This is a genomic window from Brevibacterium sp. ZH18, assembly GCF_022748595.1.
In the GTDB taxonomy this organism is placed as follows: domain Bacteria; phylum Actinomycetota; class Actinomycetes; order Actinomycetales; family Brevibacteriaceae; genus Brevibacterium.
Genome location: NZ_JALDSX010000066.1, coordinates 1 through 15284 on the forward strand (window position 1 = coordinate 1; position 15284 = coordinate 15284).

Annotated in this window: 11 protein-coding genes; 7 read left to right on the forward strand and 4 right to left on the reverse strand. The window is 57.5% G+C overall.

Annotated features, from left to right (window positions below):
* Nucleotides 1–105: 105 nt before the first annotated feature.
* A complete protein-coding gene (locus tag MPN20_RS16000) occupies nt 106–1548 on the forward strand; it encodes a YfcC family protein (protein ID WP_242783760.1) in 1443 nt (480 codons plus the stop codon).
* A gap of 69 nt (nt 1549–1617) precedes the next feature.
* Here the strand turns inward: MPN20_RS16000 and MPN20_RS16005 are convergent, their stop codons facing one another.
* From MPN20_RS16005 to MPN20_RS16015, 3 genes are read right to left on the reverse strand one after another with little or no spacing between them, the layout of a single operon-like run.
* Nucleotides 1618–2757, reverse strand: coding sequence for an FAD-dependent oxidoreductase (locus MPN20_RS16005; protein WP_242783773.1), 1140 nt, complete (start codon nt 2755–2757; stop codon nt 1618–1620).
* A gap of 5 nt (nt 2758–2762) precedes the next feature.
* Nucleotides 2763–4229: an oligopeptide:H+ symporter gene (locus MPN20_RS16010; RefSeq protein ID WP_242783761.1), complete on the reverse strand. Its 1467-nt coding sequence runs from the start codon at nt 4227–4229 to the stop codon at nt 2763–2765.
* Between the two features lie 58 nt (nt 4230–4287).
* The gene (locus MPN20_RS16015; RefSeq protein ID WP_242783762.1) at nt 4288–4857 is read right to left on the reverse strand and encodes an XRE family transcriptional regulator; all 570 of its coding nucleotides are present in this window, start codon (nt 4855–4857) and stop codon (nt 4288–4290) included.
* A 168-nt stretch (nt 4858–5025) separates the two neighbouring features.
* Here MPN20_RS16015 and MPN20_RS16020 point away from each other — a divergent pair, with 168 nt between their 5' ends.
* Nucleotides 5026–5814, forward strand: a complete 789-nt coding sequence (locus tag MPN20_RS16020; RefSeq protein WP_242783763.1) for a fructosamine kinase family protein — start codon at nt 5026–5028, stop codon at nt 5812–5814.
* 90 nt (nt 5815–5904) lie between these two features.
* Here MPN20_RS16020 and MPN20_RS16025 read toward each other — a convergent pair whose 3' ends face one another.
* Nucleotides 5905–6861: a DUF4352 domain-containing protein gene (locus tag MPN20_RS16025; protein WP_242783764.1), complete on the reverse strand. Its 957-nt coding sequence runs from the start codon at nt 6859–6861 to the stop codon at nt 5905–5907.
* A gap of 172 nt (nt 6862–7033) precedes the next feature.
* On the opposite strand from MPN20_RS16025, the gene MPN20_RS16030 reads away from it, so the two are divergent.
* The 5 genes from MPN20_RS16030 to MPN20_RS16050 all read left to right on the forward strand — a co-directional run bounded on the left by MPN20_RS16030 (nt 7034) and on the right by MPN20_RS16050 (nt 15261).
* Nucleotides 7034–8476 (forward strand): histidine kinase, encoded by a 1443-nt coding sequence (locus MPN20_RS16030; RefSeq protein WP_242783766.1) that lies wholly within the window; start codon nt 7034–7036, stop codon nt 8474–8476.
* Nucleotides 8477–8521: 45 nt separating this feature from the next.
* Nucleotides 8522–9217, forward strand: coding sequence for a response regulator transcription factor (locus MPN20_RS16035; RefSeq protein ID WP_242783768.1), 696 nt, complete (start codon nt 8522–8524; stop codon nt 9215–9217).
* 867 nt (nt 9218–10084) lie between these two features.
* A complete protein-coding gene (locus tag MPN20_RS16040; protein WP_242783770.1) occupies nt 10085–11293 on the forward strand; it encodes a DUF6361 family protein in 1209 nt (402 codons plus the stop codon).
* Nucleotides 11286–13091 (forward strand): phospholipase D family protein, encoded by a 1806-nt coding sequence (locus tag MPN20_RS16045; protein ID WP_242783771.1) that lies wholly within the window; start codon nt 11286–11288, stop codon nt 13089–13091. The genes MPN20_RS16040 and MPN20_RS16045 overlap by 8 nt, the downstream gene beginning before the upstream one ends.
* A 4-nt stretch (nt 13092–13095) precedes the next feature.
* Nucleotides 13096–15261, forward strand: a complete 2166-nt coding sequence (locus tag MPN20_RS16050) for a DEAD/DEAH box helicase family protein (RefSeq protein WP_242783772.1) — start codon at nt 13096–13098, stop codon at nt 15259–15261.
* Nucleotides 15262–15284 lie beyond the last annotated feature (23 nt).

The following is a 15284-nucleotide window of genomic DNA, read 5'->3' on the forward strand; positions in this document are numbered from 1 at the left end:
CACCTTCTGTGCCTCCACTGTTCACAATCGATGCCCTTGACCGCAAGGTAAGGTGATGAATTGGAAACAATGTTTGTCGTGAACGTGCAATGAAGCAGGGGAACCATGACCAATTCCAAGACACCATCGACTCAAATCACTGAGCAGACTACCGGAGCACCACCTCGGCGGAAGAGGGAGATGCCCCACGTCTTCGTCATCCTCATGGCCATCATCACCATTGCGGCGATACTGACCCATATCGTGCCGGCAGGGATCTTCGATCGAGAAACGGTCGACGGCCGCGATGTCATCATCGACGGAACGTTCCACGCGGTAGATCCGACCCCAGCATCGTTCTGGGACATTCTGACCGCCGTCTTTAACGGCATGGTCGGTGCGGCCGACATCATCTTCTATGTCTTCATCGTCGGGGCATCATTCGGTGTGCTGCGAGCCACCGGTGCCATTGACTCGGCCGTCGCAGCAATGACACAGCGACTGCGGGGCAAGGAGATTCTCTTCATTCCCGTGCTGATGACGTTCTTCTCGCTGACCGGCGCAATGCTCGGTCTGGCAGAGGAGACCATCCCCTACATCACGATTCTTGTGCCCATCGCCGTTGCCCTTGGCTACGACTCCATGGTCGGCGCAGCAGTCGTGCTCCTGGGAACTAGCTCGGGCTTCATGGCTGCATTCATGAACCCATTCACAGTCGGAGTGGCCCAAGGCATCGCAGGGCTGCCCTTGTTCTCCGGTATGTGGCTGCGCCTCATCCTGTGGGCGCTGCTCCTCGGTGTCGCGATCGTCTTTGTGATGCGCTATGCCCAGCGTATGAAGAAGGACCCGACGAAGGGAATGCTCTATCAGCAGGACTCACTCGCTGACGAGATTCGACGCAATGGCGCCTCGAAGACCCTGACTTTCACGTTGCGCCACAAGCTGGTCTTCGTCGTGCTCATTGCCACATTGGTCACCCTGGCCATCTGCGTGTCCGCCCTCAGCTGGTACCTCACCGAGATCGCGGGCCTCTTCCTGCTCATGGGAATCGTGATGGGTGCCGTCGGCGGACTGGGGATGAATGGGACCGCCGAGGCGTTCATCACCGGCGCCCGCGACCTCGTCACTGGAGCCCTTGTCATCGGTGTCGCCTACGGGATCCTGGTGATCTTCCAAGACGGTCAGATCCTCGACACGATCCTCGTCAATCTCGCTGATCTGATCGGTCACCTGCCACCGTGGCTGTCGGCCGTAGGAATGTTCTTCTTCCAAGGTCTCGTGAGCTTCATCGTTCCTTCTGGCAGCGGGCAGGCCGCGCTGACCATGCCGATCATCTCGCCGCTGGCTGAGATGGTCGGCGTGACGCAGCAGACCGCGGTGCTGGCGTTCCAGCTCGCCGACGGAATCGGCAACCTCTGCTTCCCCACCAGCGGTTTCTTCATGGCGGCATTGGCGTTGGCCCGTGTGCCCTGGATCAAATGGGTTCGCTGGATGCTGCCGCTGATCGCAGTGCAGGTGACGATCGCCATCGCAGCAGTGGTGTTCGCGCATCTGATTGGGTACAGCTGATCGGAATGATGTACTCAGCGAGACAGTTCGTCGGACCCGGCCACGAAGCTTTAATTCTCAATCAATTGGTCACACAGGTGCTTTGGCAACGTGTTCAAAGTCGAGAATGAACTGCGCCTCTGGAACGGACAGATTGCGCCCCAGCACCGTATCGGCGGCCAGCTCGCCGAAAAAAGGTGAGTTCTTGAATCCTTTTCCGGAGAAACCCGCACACACAAACACGTTCGACATAGTCGGGTGGAAATTCATGTACTCCCGCCGCGAATGAGTGTATGCCTCAAAGTAAGCTTGAGCTCGCATCGGATAGTCGTCCAGATTTGGAAATAGATCTCGGGCTACAGCTCTTATCGGTTCGAGATCGACGTCAGAAATTCGCATTGGAGCTGTATCTGGGGAAGTCACCGGCAGATGGTGCGGAAAACCGACACCGAGCTTCATCGCAAGCCCGTCCGCAGTCGGTAAGCCATATGAGTAGTTCGGGTCGAGTCGCATATACGGCAAGATTCCGTCAATCGTCTTTCCTGCGGCAGGAAGGAACCAGCCTGACAGAAGTCGGCGAGTAGCGAGGAATTGTGCCATGTCGGGAAGTAGCGACGATGTCCAGGCGCCTGCCGCAACAATCACACGATCATAGATCGCTGTCTCGTTGTTCACAGAGATCGAGACTTTGTCGCCATCTTGCCGAATATCTCCGACTCGGCTCTCTCGCACGATTCGCGCTCCACGTTCGACGGCAGCGTCCGCCGCAGCTCTCACAGTTCGTTCGGGGAAAATCGTACCCGCACTCGTGTCGAGGATTGCGATTTCATCGTCGTTCAAGGCATATTGCGGGAATCGCTTCTGCGCTTCCTTGTGGGTGAAGACCTTGGCGCTGGAACCGAGCCGATCCGCCGCGGCTAAGGCGTTCTCGGTTGACGGTGAACCTTCAGAACCGATCATCAACGCACCATTGAGATTGCGCAGCGTTCTGCCGGATTCTTTCTCAAGCTCTTTCCATATAGCGTCGGCTCGGCCGATTACCGGCAGATACTCCACGTGTTCGGCTTCCATATGGCGAAACAGGCGCGTCTCGCCACCGGCTGCACCACGTGAGTGCCCGGGACTGTACAGCTCATAACCAGTGACATCAGCACCCTTCTTTGCTAACTGCCATATGACCTGAGCCCCAATAGTTCCAGTGCCGATAACCGCAAATTTCTGACCATGCATGGTCTTCACTCCTCGATTCCTGCATAGAGGCCTTGATGTACCGGCTTGCGCACCGCATATAGCAACAGTCCTGCAATGACGGCGCCGAGCGCGATGGTCAGGAAGTAGACGTCGTTGGAGACAATTGTGAAGTATTGCCCCAACAGACCTGACAGCGACGAACCGAGTGCGAGGGTGAGGAAGTTGATCGCTACCATCTGCGCAGTGAATGCCTTCGGCGCAATCTGGGTGGCGAGTGAGAGGCCAATAGGCCCGATGAAAATCTCAGAGCTGCCCATGATGAACATGAAGATGACAATGTACACGAACGGAATCGAGCTGCCGTGATGGGCCACTGAGATAAGCAGGATGTACGCGAAGCCCAATCCGATGTGCACAAGCCCGATGGCAAATTTAGTTCCGGCCTTTGGCTGGCGGGAGCCCATCCGCTTCCAAACTGCGGCTGCGACAGGCAGCATTGCAACACCTGAAGCCGAGGAGATCATAGTGATCCAACCGACTGGAAACGACCAGCCCCCAACAGTCAGATCGACCCGGTCGTTGACGAGCAGAGAAATAGCCGTGAACTTTGCAAAGAGAAGCCCGAAGTACAGGCTCGAAGCCAAGAACAGCGGAAGGTAAGACCTAACCCTCTGACGTTCAAACGCATTGACCTTGGTGGATTTGAGAATAGTTGTGAAATACGCAGCCGCTGCCACCAGACAGGCAACTGTGACTATCGTCGACAGTCGTTCTGCCTTCAGCAGACCGGCAATCGACGCAGCAGCCAGGACGACGATAGCGGCAAGAGCGATAGCTGCGGCTCTGCGCCTCGATCCAGCAGGAAGCGGACGAGTCACTTGACTTGCTCGGGCTGGCAAGAATCGTGATGAATAGACGTACTGAACCAAGGCGATGATCATGCCTACTGCGGCGAGTCCGAAACCGAAGTGGAATCCCCACTCATTCTGTGCGAAGCCCGTAGTCAATGGGCCCAGCACCGCGCCCGTGTTGATGGCCATGTAGAAGTACGAAAAACCCGCGTCCTTTTTCGCCGCCGGCTCTTTGTCCAAAATGAAGCCGACGATCGACGTGATATTCGTCTTCAGGGCGCCAGTCCCAAAAATGATCATGGCCAGGCCGCTGCACAGCCCCACGAATCCGGGTGCGATTGCGAGTGTGATGTGGCCGAGCGCAATGACGATACCGCCACCAAGAACCATCGAACGAGGGCTGATCAGCCTTTCACCCGCCCATGCTCCCAGAAGCTGAGCGAGATAAACGGATCCACCATACGCGCCGGTGATTCCTGCGGCAGCAGCCGCAGGAAGCGCCAACCCACCCTCCGACAGTTCGTAGAGCAGGTAGAAGGCGAGGATGCTCTGAAGACCGTAGAACGAGAATCTTTCCCAAAGCTCAGTGAACGCCATCCCCCCGACGCCACGAATCTCTTTCTTCTGACTGGGGACTCGTTGGTCCAGGATTGATTCCAAAATTTCTCTCCTTTGAGCTTAGATCGTGCGCGAGTGCGAATATCGCGAATCGCCAACGTCAGTAGGTGGGCGGTGCCATGGTCCATGTAACTGTGGCTGGAGAGGTTCCCGTACTCTCGGACACTTTGTGCGGCTGGCTGCTGTTATACGTCATTGAGTCCAGGGGCCCGAGACGATGCGCCTCGCCGTCGACCTCAACCTCAACGTTTCCATCCAGGACTAGCAAGAGCTCTTCAGAGGCCCCGTGCGTGTAGGCTGCATTGCCGGTGTTCCCACCTGGTTCGAAGACGCCCAGCAACACTTCCAAATGGTCAAAATAGGCCGGAGTGAGTTTGAACTTCGAGGCACCTTTGCCGAATGTCCGACTAGCCGCGTCCAGAAAGCGCAAAACCGGTTTCGAGCTATTCATGCTGGATTCGAAAAGGTCTCCAACCTTGAGCTTCAGTACTTCGCAGATCTTCTGCAGAGTGCTGACACTGCCAACCGAACGGCCCCGCTCAAGCTGCGACAAGTATCCAATGGTGATTCCTGCGGCATCCGAAACCTGCTGGAGCGTCAGCTGCAGAGCTTTCCGCCTCCGGCGCAGCCGATCTCCAATTGAAGCGTCGGTTTCTGAATAGTTACTCACCTCACAAACAGTACAAGCAGTTGATACTTTGGTGAAAATTTCTTTACTTGCAGTCTCACTACTTGATTTTGTCCCCCGCGAAGGCTCCGTCTCGCCTACGTGCGGCATACAGAATTACTGGTCGCATTCTTCTGCAACTGGGGTTGCTGCAAGAAGTACTCTGAAAGTATGTGCGACTTCATCAAAGAACGTGTCGGTGCCCCGCGAGGATTCTTCGCCGCTGAGGCTGCGGGACTTAGGTGGCTTGCCGAGCCGGATGTTGTTCCTGTTGTCGACGTCATCAACTATGGTGCGAGCAGCCTCCAGTTGGACCGTATCGAGGAGACTGCACCTGATGCCAGCTCGGCCTTCTCTTTCGGCCGTCAGCTTGCCCTGCTCCATGATTCCGGTGCTCTAGCTTTCGGCTGGGCTCCTGCGGAACCAGCGTGGTTCGGTCCGCTCGATTCTCCATTCGAGGTAGAAGTCGCCTCATGCGCATCATTTACCGAGTTCTGGGTGCAGACGCGTCTGGAACCTATGGCGACCGACATCAGCAACCAACTGTCGAACGAACAAAGGGAGATGATCACCTCGGCGATCAGCGCAATCTCGGCAGGCAGTTTCGAAGGAATTGCCGGGCAGGGACGTGAAAAGCCTTCACGAGTCCACGGGGATCTCTGGGCCGGAAACCTCATGTGGACGCCCTCGGGTTGCACGCTCATCGATCCCGCTGCTCATGGTGGGCACCGTCTCGAGGACCTCGCCATGCTCGCGCTGTTCGGGACACCATTCCTGGACGAGATCTTCACCGGCTACGAGGCTGCTCATCCGATGCCCGACGGGTGGCGACGGGATCTGCCGGCTCATAGCTTCTTCGCGCTACTCGCTCATGTGAAGCTGTTCGGTGCGGGCTTCCTTGGGCAGACGCTCACTGCGGCCAGGGCGATCATCGACCGTGGCCAAGAACTGAGCGCATAAACAGACAGACACGTATATAAAGAGGAGCGGCTCGGGCCATCATTGGTCCGAGCCGCTCCACGTCTGTTACCTCAGCCTCACGGAGACCCCCTACTTCAGCGAGATCTCAATCGGATCGGAGAAGATTCCGCCTTCGAAGGTGAGGCGATCAGGGCTGACGTCCTTGGGGACGTCGAAGACCAGCACTCCCTTGGCAGTGTTGCCCGGGTTGATCTCTTCGAGGAAGAGGATCGAGTTCTCGTCGACATAGATTCCTGCTTCAGTATCCGCCGAGTAGCTGTTGCCCGCATCGTCGCCGAGTTTGATGTTGTCCTCGAAGAAGTAGTCCGGCTCGGACTCAGTGTTCTTCACCGACACGTCCACGGTCACGAACTGTCCCTGGGCCTCTGCACCGAGGTACTCGTTCCCGACTTTCGCCACACCGTCGTCGACCTTGTTGACCGTGATCTCCCACCCGTCAGCTTGAACCGCGTCGCCGATTCCATAGGAGGCCTTCTTATCTGCACCCTCCGCTGCCTTTGCTTCGTCCTTCTTATCCGTGCCCGCGTCCTTCTTGTCCGTGCCCGCGTCCTTCTTGTCTGCGACTACTGCCTTCCCATCTTGAGACGAAGCACCGGCCTCATCGGTTGAGACATCTCCTCCGCCGCTGCAGGCGTTGAACAGTGCGATGACCACAATGATGGCGATGACCCAGAACCACCAGCGCTTAAGCAGAGGCTTCTTGGCCTTCGGCGGCTTCTGTCCATAGGAACCACCTGGACCGCCATACGGACCACTGACGTAGCCCTGCTGCCTCGGGTGCTCACCTGGATAGCCGGAGTGTGCTCCGGGGTAGCCCTGCGCCGAGCCATCCTGAGGGAACGAACCCGAGTTGAGATACCCGGAACCGGAGCCGTTCGGGCCGCCCTGGTTGGGTCCGGAATGGGCGTACTGCGGTGTCCACTGCTGGGGATCAGTGGGCTGAGACCCGGCCGCATTGGGAACTGGCTGCGGTGAACCGGGCTGTTGGGGATGACCGGGATACTGAGGGTCGCGGGGGTTGGACATGATGCTCCTTGAAAGGGTGTTTGAAAGGCTGTGACGTGCTGACTCGTCAAGCCTCGCGGGTGGCAAGGATTTGCACGTCCACCCATTGGGTCGAATCGACTAGCCGATCGGTTGAGTCGGTCCACCCGATCGGCGGACTACGCGTGTCAGACCCCGCCGCTACTATTCACTTGTGTCAGGCCATCCATTTCCTCAGCAGCGCCCTGAGAACCTCGCCCACCCACGGCGACGACAGGTTCCTCACTGGGTGCGCATCGCCGTGAGCATCCTCGTCGGCGCAGTCCTCTTCCTCTTCGGCCTGTTCATCTCAGTGATGGCACTGACGTCGAACACGTGGGCTTTTGCCGACGGCACCATCAGCAACACGGGGATCGTGGCGGTCTTCCTCCTCATTCCCGTGTGGGCGACGGTCTTCTTCCGGCACAAGTGGCCCTGGGTACCGTTCATCGCCGGGGCCCTGCTTGCGGCAGGGTGGGGCGATGCGTTCCTGCTGCTCATCGGCCTCTTCCATCTCGTCGTCCGCGGTTCCAAGCGGCAGGCAATCATCGCCTCGGCGGTAGCATCGGTCCTGGTCATCGGGGCCACCGTGCGCATGTGTCTGGCACCGGCCCAGCTCAACCCGTTCGCTATCCTGTTCCTGCCCGACCCCGAACAGATGACGAACCTCGACTCGCCCGCACCCCCGGCCGATGCGCTGCTGGCCATCACCCTCGTGACCATCGCCGCGGCGGTCATCGGACTCGGCATCAGCCTCGGCGTCGGTGCTTTGCTGCGCCGGACCAGGCGGATGAAGGCCGTCGAGACGATTGCTGCGCGGCAGACACAGCGCAATGATTCCCTCTCCGCGGAGCTCGCCCGTCAGTCCGAACGTGAACTCCTCGCCCGGGAGCTCCACGACACGCTCTCCCACCGGCTCTCGGTCATCTCCCTGCACAGCGGTGCGCTCGAGGTCGGCAGCAAGAATGACGCCGATGTCGCGTCGACCGCCTCGGCGCTGCGTCAGGAGGCGCACGCGTCCCTGGAAGATCTTCGGCATCTGGTCGGCGGAGTCCGGGAGGGAACTTTGGCCAACGCCGGTTCGCAGAAAGAAGCGTCGACTCCCCCGAGCCTTGCGTCGATGCGCTCGATCCCCCAGCTGGTCGCGTCGGTGCAATCCACCGGCACGATCATTCGCCCGTCGGTCGTCATCCAGGATGTCGAGAGTGCATCCGCGGTCCTCGATCGTGCGGTGTATCGCATCGTCCAGGAGTCACTGACGAATGCGATGAAGCATGCGCCGGGTGCACCAGTCACGCTTGAGGTCGCGGTGTCGGCTGACCTCGGTGCGCACATCGTCATCGACAATCCCCTGCCGCCGCCGACCAATCGTTTCCAGCCGCCCAATCCCTCCCTCGCCGAGGTGGCTCCTGGCATTCCGCCCTATCCGACGTCGTCGCCCCGTGTGGGTTCGTCGAACCCCACTGGTCGGTGGGAGCTGTCGTCGACGGGATCGGGTGCGGGGCTCGAGGGAATTCGGGAGCGGGTGGTGATGCTCGAGGGCGAGGTCTTCATCGGTGTTCGCGACGGATCATTCGTCGTCGACGCGAAAATTCCGCCGTTCACCCACCGGAGCTGAGCGACCCGACTATCGGTGTCATTGCCCTCGGGTAATGTGTCGATCATGACCCAGAACGCTGCCCCGATCCGTGTGCTCGTCGTCGACGACGATGCGATGGTAATCACCGGGATCAGAGGGATCCTCCAGGCTGCCGAAGACATCGAGGTCGTGGGTTCGGCGTCAAGTGGTGAAGAGGCACTCGAGAAGGTGGCCCTGCACTTCCCCGATGTCGTTCTCATGGACATTCGCATGCCCGGCATCGGCGGGATCGAGGCGATCGAGCGTCTGGTCAACAGTGTTCGTCCGCCCAAGGTTGTGTCATTGACGAGTTTCGACACCGATGACTATCTCTTCCGTGCACTCGAGGCTGGTGCCGCCGGCTATCTGCTCAAGGACATCGGTCCGGTGGCTCTCGCCGAGGCGATCCGCAAGGTGCATATCGGCGAGCCGATCCTCTCCCCGAGGTCGATGCAGCAGCTGATCTCGAAGGTGACGACAGGGCAGGACCAGCGTCTCCAGCGTGAGGCCACAGAGCTCCTGGCTGATCTCACCGAGAAGGAGCTTGAGATCGCGGTCCTCGTAGCGCAGGGTCTGTCGAACCAGGAGATCGCCGAAGCAACCTTCATGAGCACAGCCACCGTGAAGACCCACCTCAACCGCATCAACATCAAGCTGGACACGAGCAATCGGGTGCATATTGCCGTGATCGTGGAACGGGCTCGGATGGGGAATGTTGGGGCACGAATTCAGGGCTGCTGACCGCTTCGCTCAGGCGTGCATCAGCCCTGGCCGATGCATGTGCCTACCGGGAAACTCCTTATTCCTCCACCCGTTTCAAACGTCCAACAAGGAACACGTATGAGAGCACACCAACAATCATCACCGTAGCCATATAGACGAAGGCAGGCCCGAAGTCGATGTCCGAGACATAGCACCAGATCCCGGGACTCGCGGCGCAGAGATGCGCTCACTTATCGGTCATCGAATGACGATGACGAGGGCCTACCGGGATCGAAAGATCGCGCAATCCCGCTTCAATTTCAGCCCAGCGCGGCGCTGCATGAGCGATATTTTCGGTGGTGACGCTCAAGGGGGGCTATTCCCGTTCGCTCAGGAATGGCTTGATCGGTAGTGCGCATGGTCAGCTTTCGCCGCCCATTGCGACCGGTTGATTCAGGGGCTGGAAGCGCTTTCACGGGTTGATCGCGGGCGAATTCCACAAATCAATTTGGCCATCCCACTGGTACGTCAACGCCGGCCTTTCGGCGTTCTGAGTTGTTTCGACAAGTAGATCGTCCTCAGCACTGACGTGCACGACCTCGATAGTGCACTCTTTGCCAACTGCACTGATCACTACAAACTCAGTTCACTTGGCAGCGGCTACAAGATCGAGTCCCACAAATGCCATGGCGTCAGACCACCGATCACTGTCAGACGTAGTCGCCAAAACTGCCGACATCCTCCAAGCTCCGATCTGATGTTTGTGTACCACCAGACGAGGCTCAAGGCTACTGAACGCATACTGCTTAGTTGTCGCCCAAAACCTCAATATTCGTTGTCTTTGCGCTTGAACACTCCAATTCTCTGGTATTGCTTGTTACCAGGCAAACAACAGGAGGTTCAGGAGTGGTCGCAGCAATTACTTGGCTTGATGCGTCAAGCGAGACTCAGCGTCAGATGCGCGATGTGATCCGCCTGTTCGAACAGAAGGAAAGCCGAGACGAACTGGGGTTATCGCAGTTTCGTGATGGCCTGTCTGACGGGCTGTTCCCAGGCACTTCCGTACTACTGACCAGAGCACGTTACATGCTCTTCATCCCCTGGGCCTTCATCAAAGCCAATGCGTCGGCCAACCCTCTCGCGCAGGAGAGAAAACACGAATTCGCAACGATCAATGCTCTCAAAGCCGCGGGCGAACGCGACGGCTTGATTGGACGGCAAGCTGGAAACGCTCTCAAGACCCTCCCCTCGACAATGTATTGGTCGGCGCTGAACTACTACGGCATTCTCACCATGCAGGATATGACACGGGAACAAGCTGCCGCTGCAGCACAAAGAGGCAAAACGCTCAAACGTTCTAGCCGTCCGTCGAATACCGGGCCGTGGCATCCAGGGCTCCCTGCAGTCCCAGGCACCTTTCCCAACCAGATCGACGATGGATTTGCGTTAAGTGAGCCTGAAGCCGAATGGCTTCGTGACCGAATGGCCCAAAGTTCGCCTAGTTCATTGCTCAATGAATTGCTTTACAGGCCGCCCGAAAGCGACAGCGAACAATTATGGACCGACAGCGCAGCTCGCTCCTGCACAGGAGAGGCCAAAGAACTAGTGGAACGTGCTGAAGTCTTCTCAAAGATGATCCACGGTGCGCAATTGCTCTACAACCTCCTTCTTGCACGCAAAGCGGAGAACGCCTTCCCGGAACGTCACGAGGGCAGAACAGAGCAGTTCGAAGAGGAACTTCACAAGTGGGCCGTCTCCGTTGTCGCCGACAGAGTCCTCGACAGGTGGGACTTCTCTGCGCTGGTCGAGTCAGTGACCGAAATTCGACGACGACCAGTCGATCCCAGAGCGAAAATTTTCATTCACGCATGGGGCGAACTTGTTACCAGTAAGGATCCCTCCACAATCGCCGCCAATGCCGATGCCGTGCGGCTCGTATCTGAGCGAGAGCGAACGATGAAGAGGAGACAAGCCCGGTTGGACAACCCCCGTCTGCTCGCTCGGTGGAATGGCGCAAGCGGAGCAGGTCAACTCTCGTTCCGTTGGACTCAAGTCCGCCGAGTCATTCTCGATATTCATGATGGTCTACAGAAGGCGCCGGTCGATAATGCTTGAACCACAGTCGCGAGCTGCCTTCGCAGACGAGCTGAGACCGCCGATCGGTTACGAATTGGCCCAGGCAGTGGGCACCACGTTCACCCTCGACCTCGTGTCCGCACTGACCGTGCCACTGTCGTTCGCAGGTAGCCGGTTCGGAAAGAAGGACGAAGAAGCAGACGTGCTCTCGGCGCTGCGTCGGGCTACGGATCGGATCGATGTCTTCGTCCAAACCGGCCAGATCCGGTTGGGCAGATCCAACGATCTGACAACGCTGCTCGAACCGATGATCCATCCCGTAGCGCCAAAGCGCGGTGGGCTGTTTCATCCAAAAGTCTGGATATTGGAATACCAGTCAGGCTCTGACTTCACATACAGAATGCTCTGTGCCAGTCGCAATCTCACAGAGGACCACAGCTGGGACATTCTTCTTCGACTCGATGGAGAAGCCATTGATGAACCCGATGAAGACGTCTACCAGCAGAACAAGCCCCTGATTCGATTTCTCCGGTCCCTACCTAGGCACACGGTCAATCCCTTGTCTTCCGACCGGTCGGATAGGATCAGCAAATTCGCCAGCAGAATTCGCAGGGTCCGATGGGAACGACTGGATGGCGCAGATCCTGTGTTTCATTTCCTTGATGGGCAAGCGACCTACGATCTCGACATTCAGGGTACCGACGGCCTGATCATTTCCCCCTTTGTCACGGACGAACAGCTTGCGACGACCCGATCAGGACTTCGTGGAACGACGACGCTGTTGTCTAGACCTGACCAGCTCGACCGACTTCAACCATCGACGCTTGATGGCAGGTTGAAGCCCATGGTCCTCAACGAAGCAGCCAACTTCACGGAATTAAACGCCGAAAACAGTGTGGACCCGGTCGAAACTGGCTTGTCCGGACTGCATGCGAAAGCGCTGATCATCCATGACAACCATAGAGCTCGAGTCATCGTCGGGTCCGCAAATGCCACCACCCATGCGTATGCGCGCAATGTCGAGATGATGGTGGAGTTCAATCTCAGACAATCACAGTACGGCATAGATTCCGTGGTCTCTGCTCTTGGTGACCTCGCCGAGCCGTATCCGACGGAAGGCGGTGAACTCGTCCCAGACTCGGAAAGTGCACAGTATCGTTTAGAATCCTATTGCCGCGAACTGGCGAGGTCCCGGTTCTACATTCGCTGTTTTGACGAATCCCCTTACGGCGTTCGCGTCTGGGTCGACGACTCGGCAAGTGCCACGATCGCGCGGGCTGAGGCTGAAAACGTCACGTTCAGATACCGCATGATGTCACCCAACCTCGTCGAGAGTTCTGCATTTCCGACGACGGAGGACACGGCTAATAGCCACACGGGCCTCGATGTAACAGATATTTCGCCTTTTCTGGAGGTGACGGCGACCGATGATGCCAATCTCGAAATCAGCTCTATTGTTCTCGCCACAATCTATGACGACATAGAAGATCGCCGTGACATCATCATCGCTCAGAAACTCAAAGACACGGACACGCTGATCAGGTTCCTCGCCCAACTGCTAGAGCTCGATGGTTTCGAAGGCTCTCAACTGATTTCCACCACAACCGGCTCAGCCGTCACACGAGGATACGACCTCAACGACATCGCACTTCTCGAGCCATTCGTACAGGCGGTCGAGTCCAAACACGAAGGAATGGAACAGGCGAAACGAATAATCGATGCGATTCGCCTATTGGATGCAAAACGAGAAAGCCCAGTCCTGGACGACAGCATCGAAGAACTCTGGGGCAATGTCTGGGGCGCCTACCTGATTCTCAAACGGACGCAGGAGATCTGACCAAGTGGAAAAGGACTTCAACGCCGACCAGGTGCTAAGCAGCCTCAAACCGTTCCAACTAGACACTGTGGAGCATGTGTTCGCGCGGCTCTACTGCGACGAGTCGGACGAAAGCAGCCGCCGGTTTCTCGTCAGCGATGAAACCGGACTAGGCAAGAGCATCGTTGCGCGTGGGCTGATAGCAAAGACCATCGAGCATCTTTCCAGGCCAGAACACCAAATTCCACGCATCGACATCGTCTATATCTGCAGCAATCAGGATCTCGCCAAGCAGAATCTCAAACGCCTCAACGTGACGGAAGACGAACAGGTCACAGTTGCCACTCGACTGTCGTTGTTGGCCAAAGAGAATCACCAGCTCAATGACCTCCCCACTGACGGCCGTTCCAAGGTCAACCTTGTGTCGTTCACCCCAGGCACGTCGTTCAGTGAGGGCGGATGGAGGCAGGGAAACGCCGACGAGCGAGCACTCCTGGTCTTCCTTCTTGACCTCATCTCGAATGGAAATGACAAGAAGAAGCGCAGAGCAACGCAGAGACTGTTCACCGGCGCAGTTAAGACAACCAGGCGCTTCGGAGAGATTGTCGACAAGCTCAGAAGGAAGATCAGCGACAGCTACGACAAACAGGTCGAGGAGCATTTTCGTACTCGAATCTCCAAGGACGGAACCCTGGCACGCTTCGAAGAATTCAGAGATGAGTTCATAGCCCAGTCAAGTTCTCAAAGATGGGTCAAGAACCATGAGGACGAGCTCTACACACTCATTGCCGAGCTCCGATCCGCATTGTCGAAAGCTGGAGTCGAAGCCCTTGAACCGGATCTGATCATCCTCGACGAATTTCAGAAGTTCAAACATCTTCTCGATCCCAACGGCAGCGAAGCAGCACAACTGGCCAATGAACTTTTCCAATATAACGACGTTCGTGTGCTCATGCTGTCTGCGACTCCGTACAAGCCCTTCACGGAGTACGGCGACGACGAAGACAATCATCTTGATGATTTCATGTCGACGATTCGCTTCCTCTCCGTCCCAGCCCAATCAGGTCTGCTCGAATCTGACGGTTCAGACGTACGAGACCCAGCTGGCCCTTTGCAATCAGCCCTGCGCGGGTACCGTGAGTCAGTTGTATCTAACGGCCCGGTTCAGGAACGTGCGGACGAGGTGAGGAAGCTCCTGCTGCCTGTTATGTCTCGGGCGGAACGTCCGTTGCTCGATGACAAATCCGATCTTGTACAAGTGCGCCCTCTTGGCTCGAAGATGCCGACGTCACGTGACATCGCTGAATGGGCGTCATTGGCACGGCTGAGCCGCGCTGCTCAAGCACCTATCGGCATCGAATATTGGAAGTCGATTCCGTACTTCGCCAATTTCATGGATGGCTACAAAATTGGGGCAGTAATTTCGGACAAGCTCGGCAATCGCCGTGACCATGCCACCATCGCTCAAGCGTTGGAGAGATTTCCGTCGCTCCAAGCCGAAGAGATCCGCAGCTTCACTCGAATCGACCTGGGAAATGGCCACCTTCGAGCGCTAGCCGAAAACACAATCGATCGAGGCTGGTGGAAGCTCTTGTGGGTTCCATCGTCGATGCCCTATCTGAAGCCTGGGAAACATTTCAGAGAGTTCAGCGACGGTTCAGTCACGAAACATGTCGTGTTCTCGGCATGGTCCGGTGTCCCGACAGCGATTGCTTCCCTTCTCAGTTACGAGGCCGATCGACGCGCCGCCGGCGATCTGTCGATATTGCGAGAATACGACCCCGACGCGCGAAAGAAGGTCGGCCGTCGCCTGCAGTACAAGTCGACTCGAGACCGTGCAGCTGCAATGTCGACGCTTGCCCTGTTCTGGCCGCATGCAGGTCTGGCACTTCGTGCCGATGAACTTGAGGCGGCCAGGCTGAGCGGCGGACACGTGGCGTCCCGGTCGTTCGCCGCAGCGTTCAAGTCAGTTGGGACTCAGGTTGAAAACCAATCATGGCGTGCTTACTTCGCAACACGCGGGAGCCTACCAGACGAACTCGCGACATACACCGCTGAAGAGCTTGCTGCTATCAGCCAAAGTCAGGATGACGGCGAAGACGACAGTAACCAGGAAACTAGAACTAGGGCATGTCTCCTTTATTGGCGGAGCCATGTCAGGATCGCGCTGATCACGACGGCCGCTCGATAGGTGATGGCGAGCTTGTCGTATCT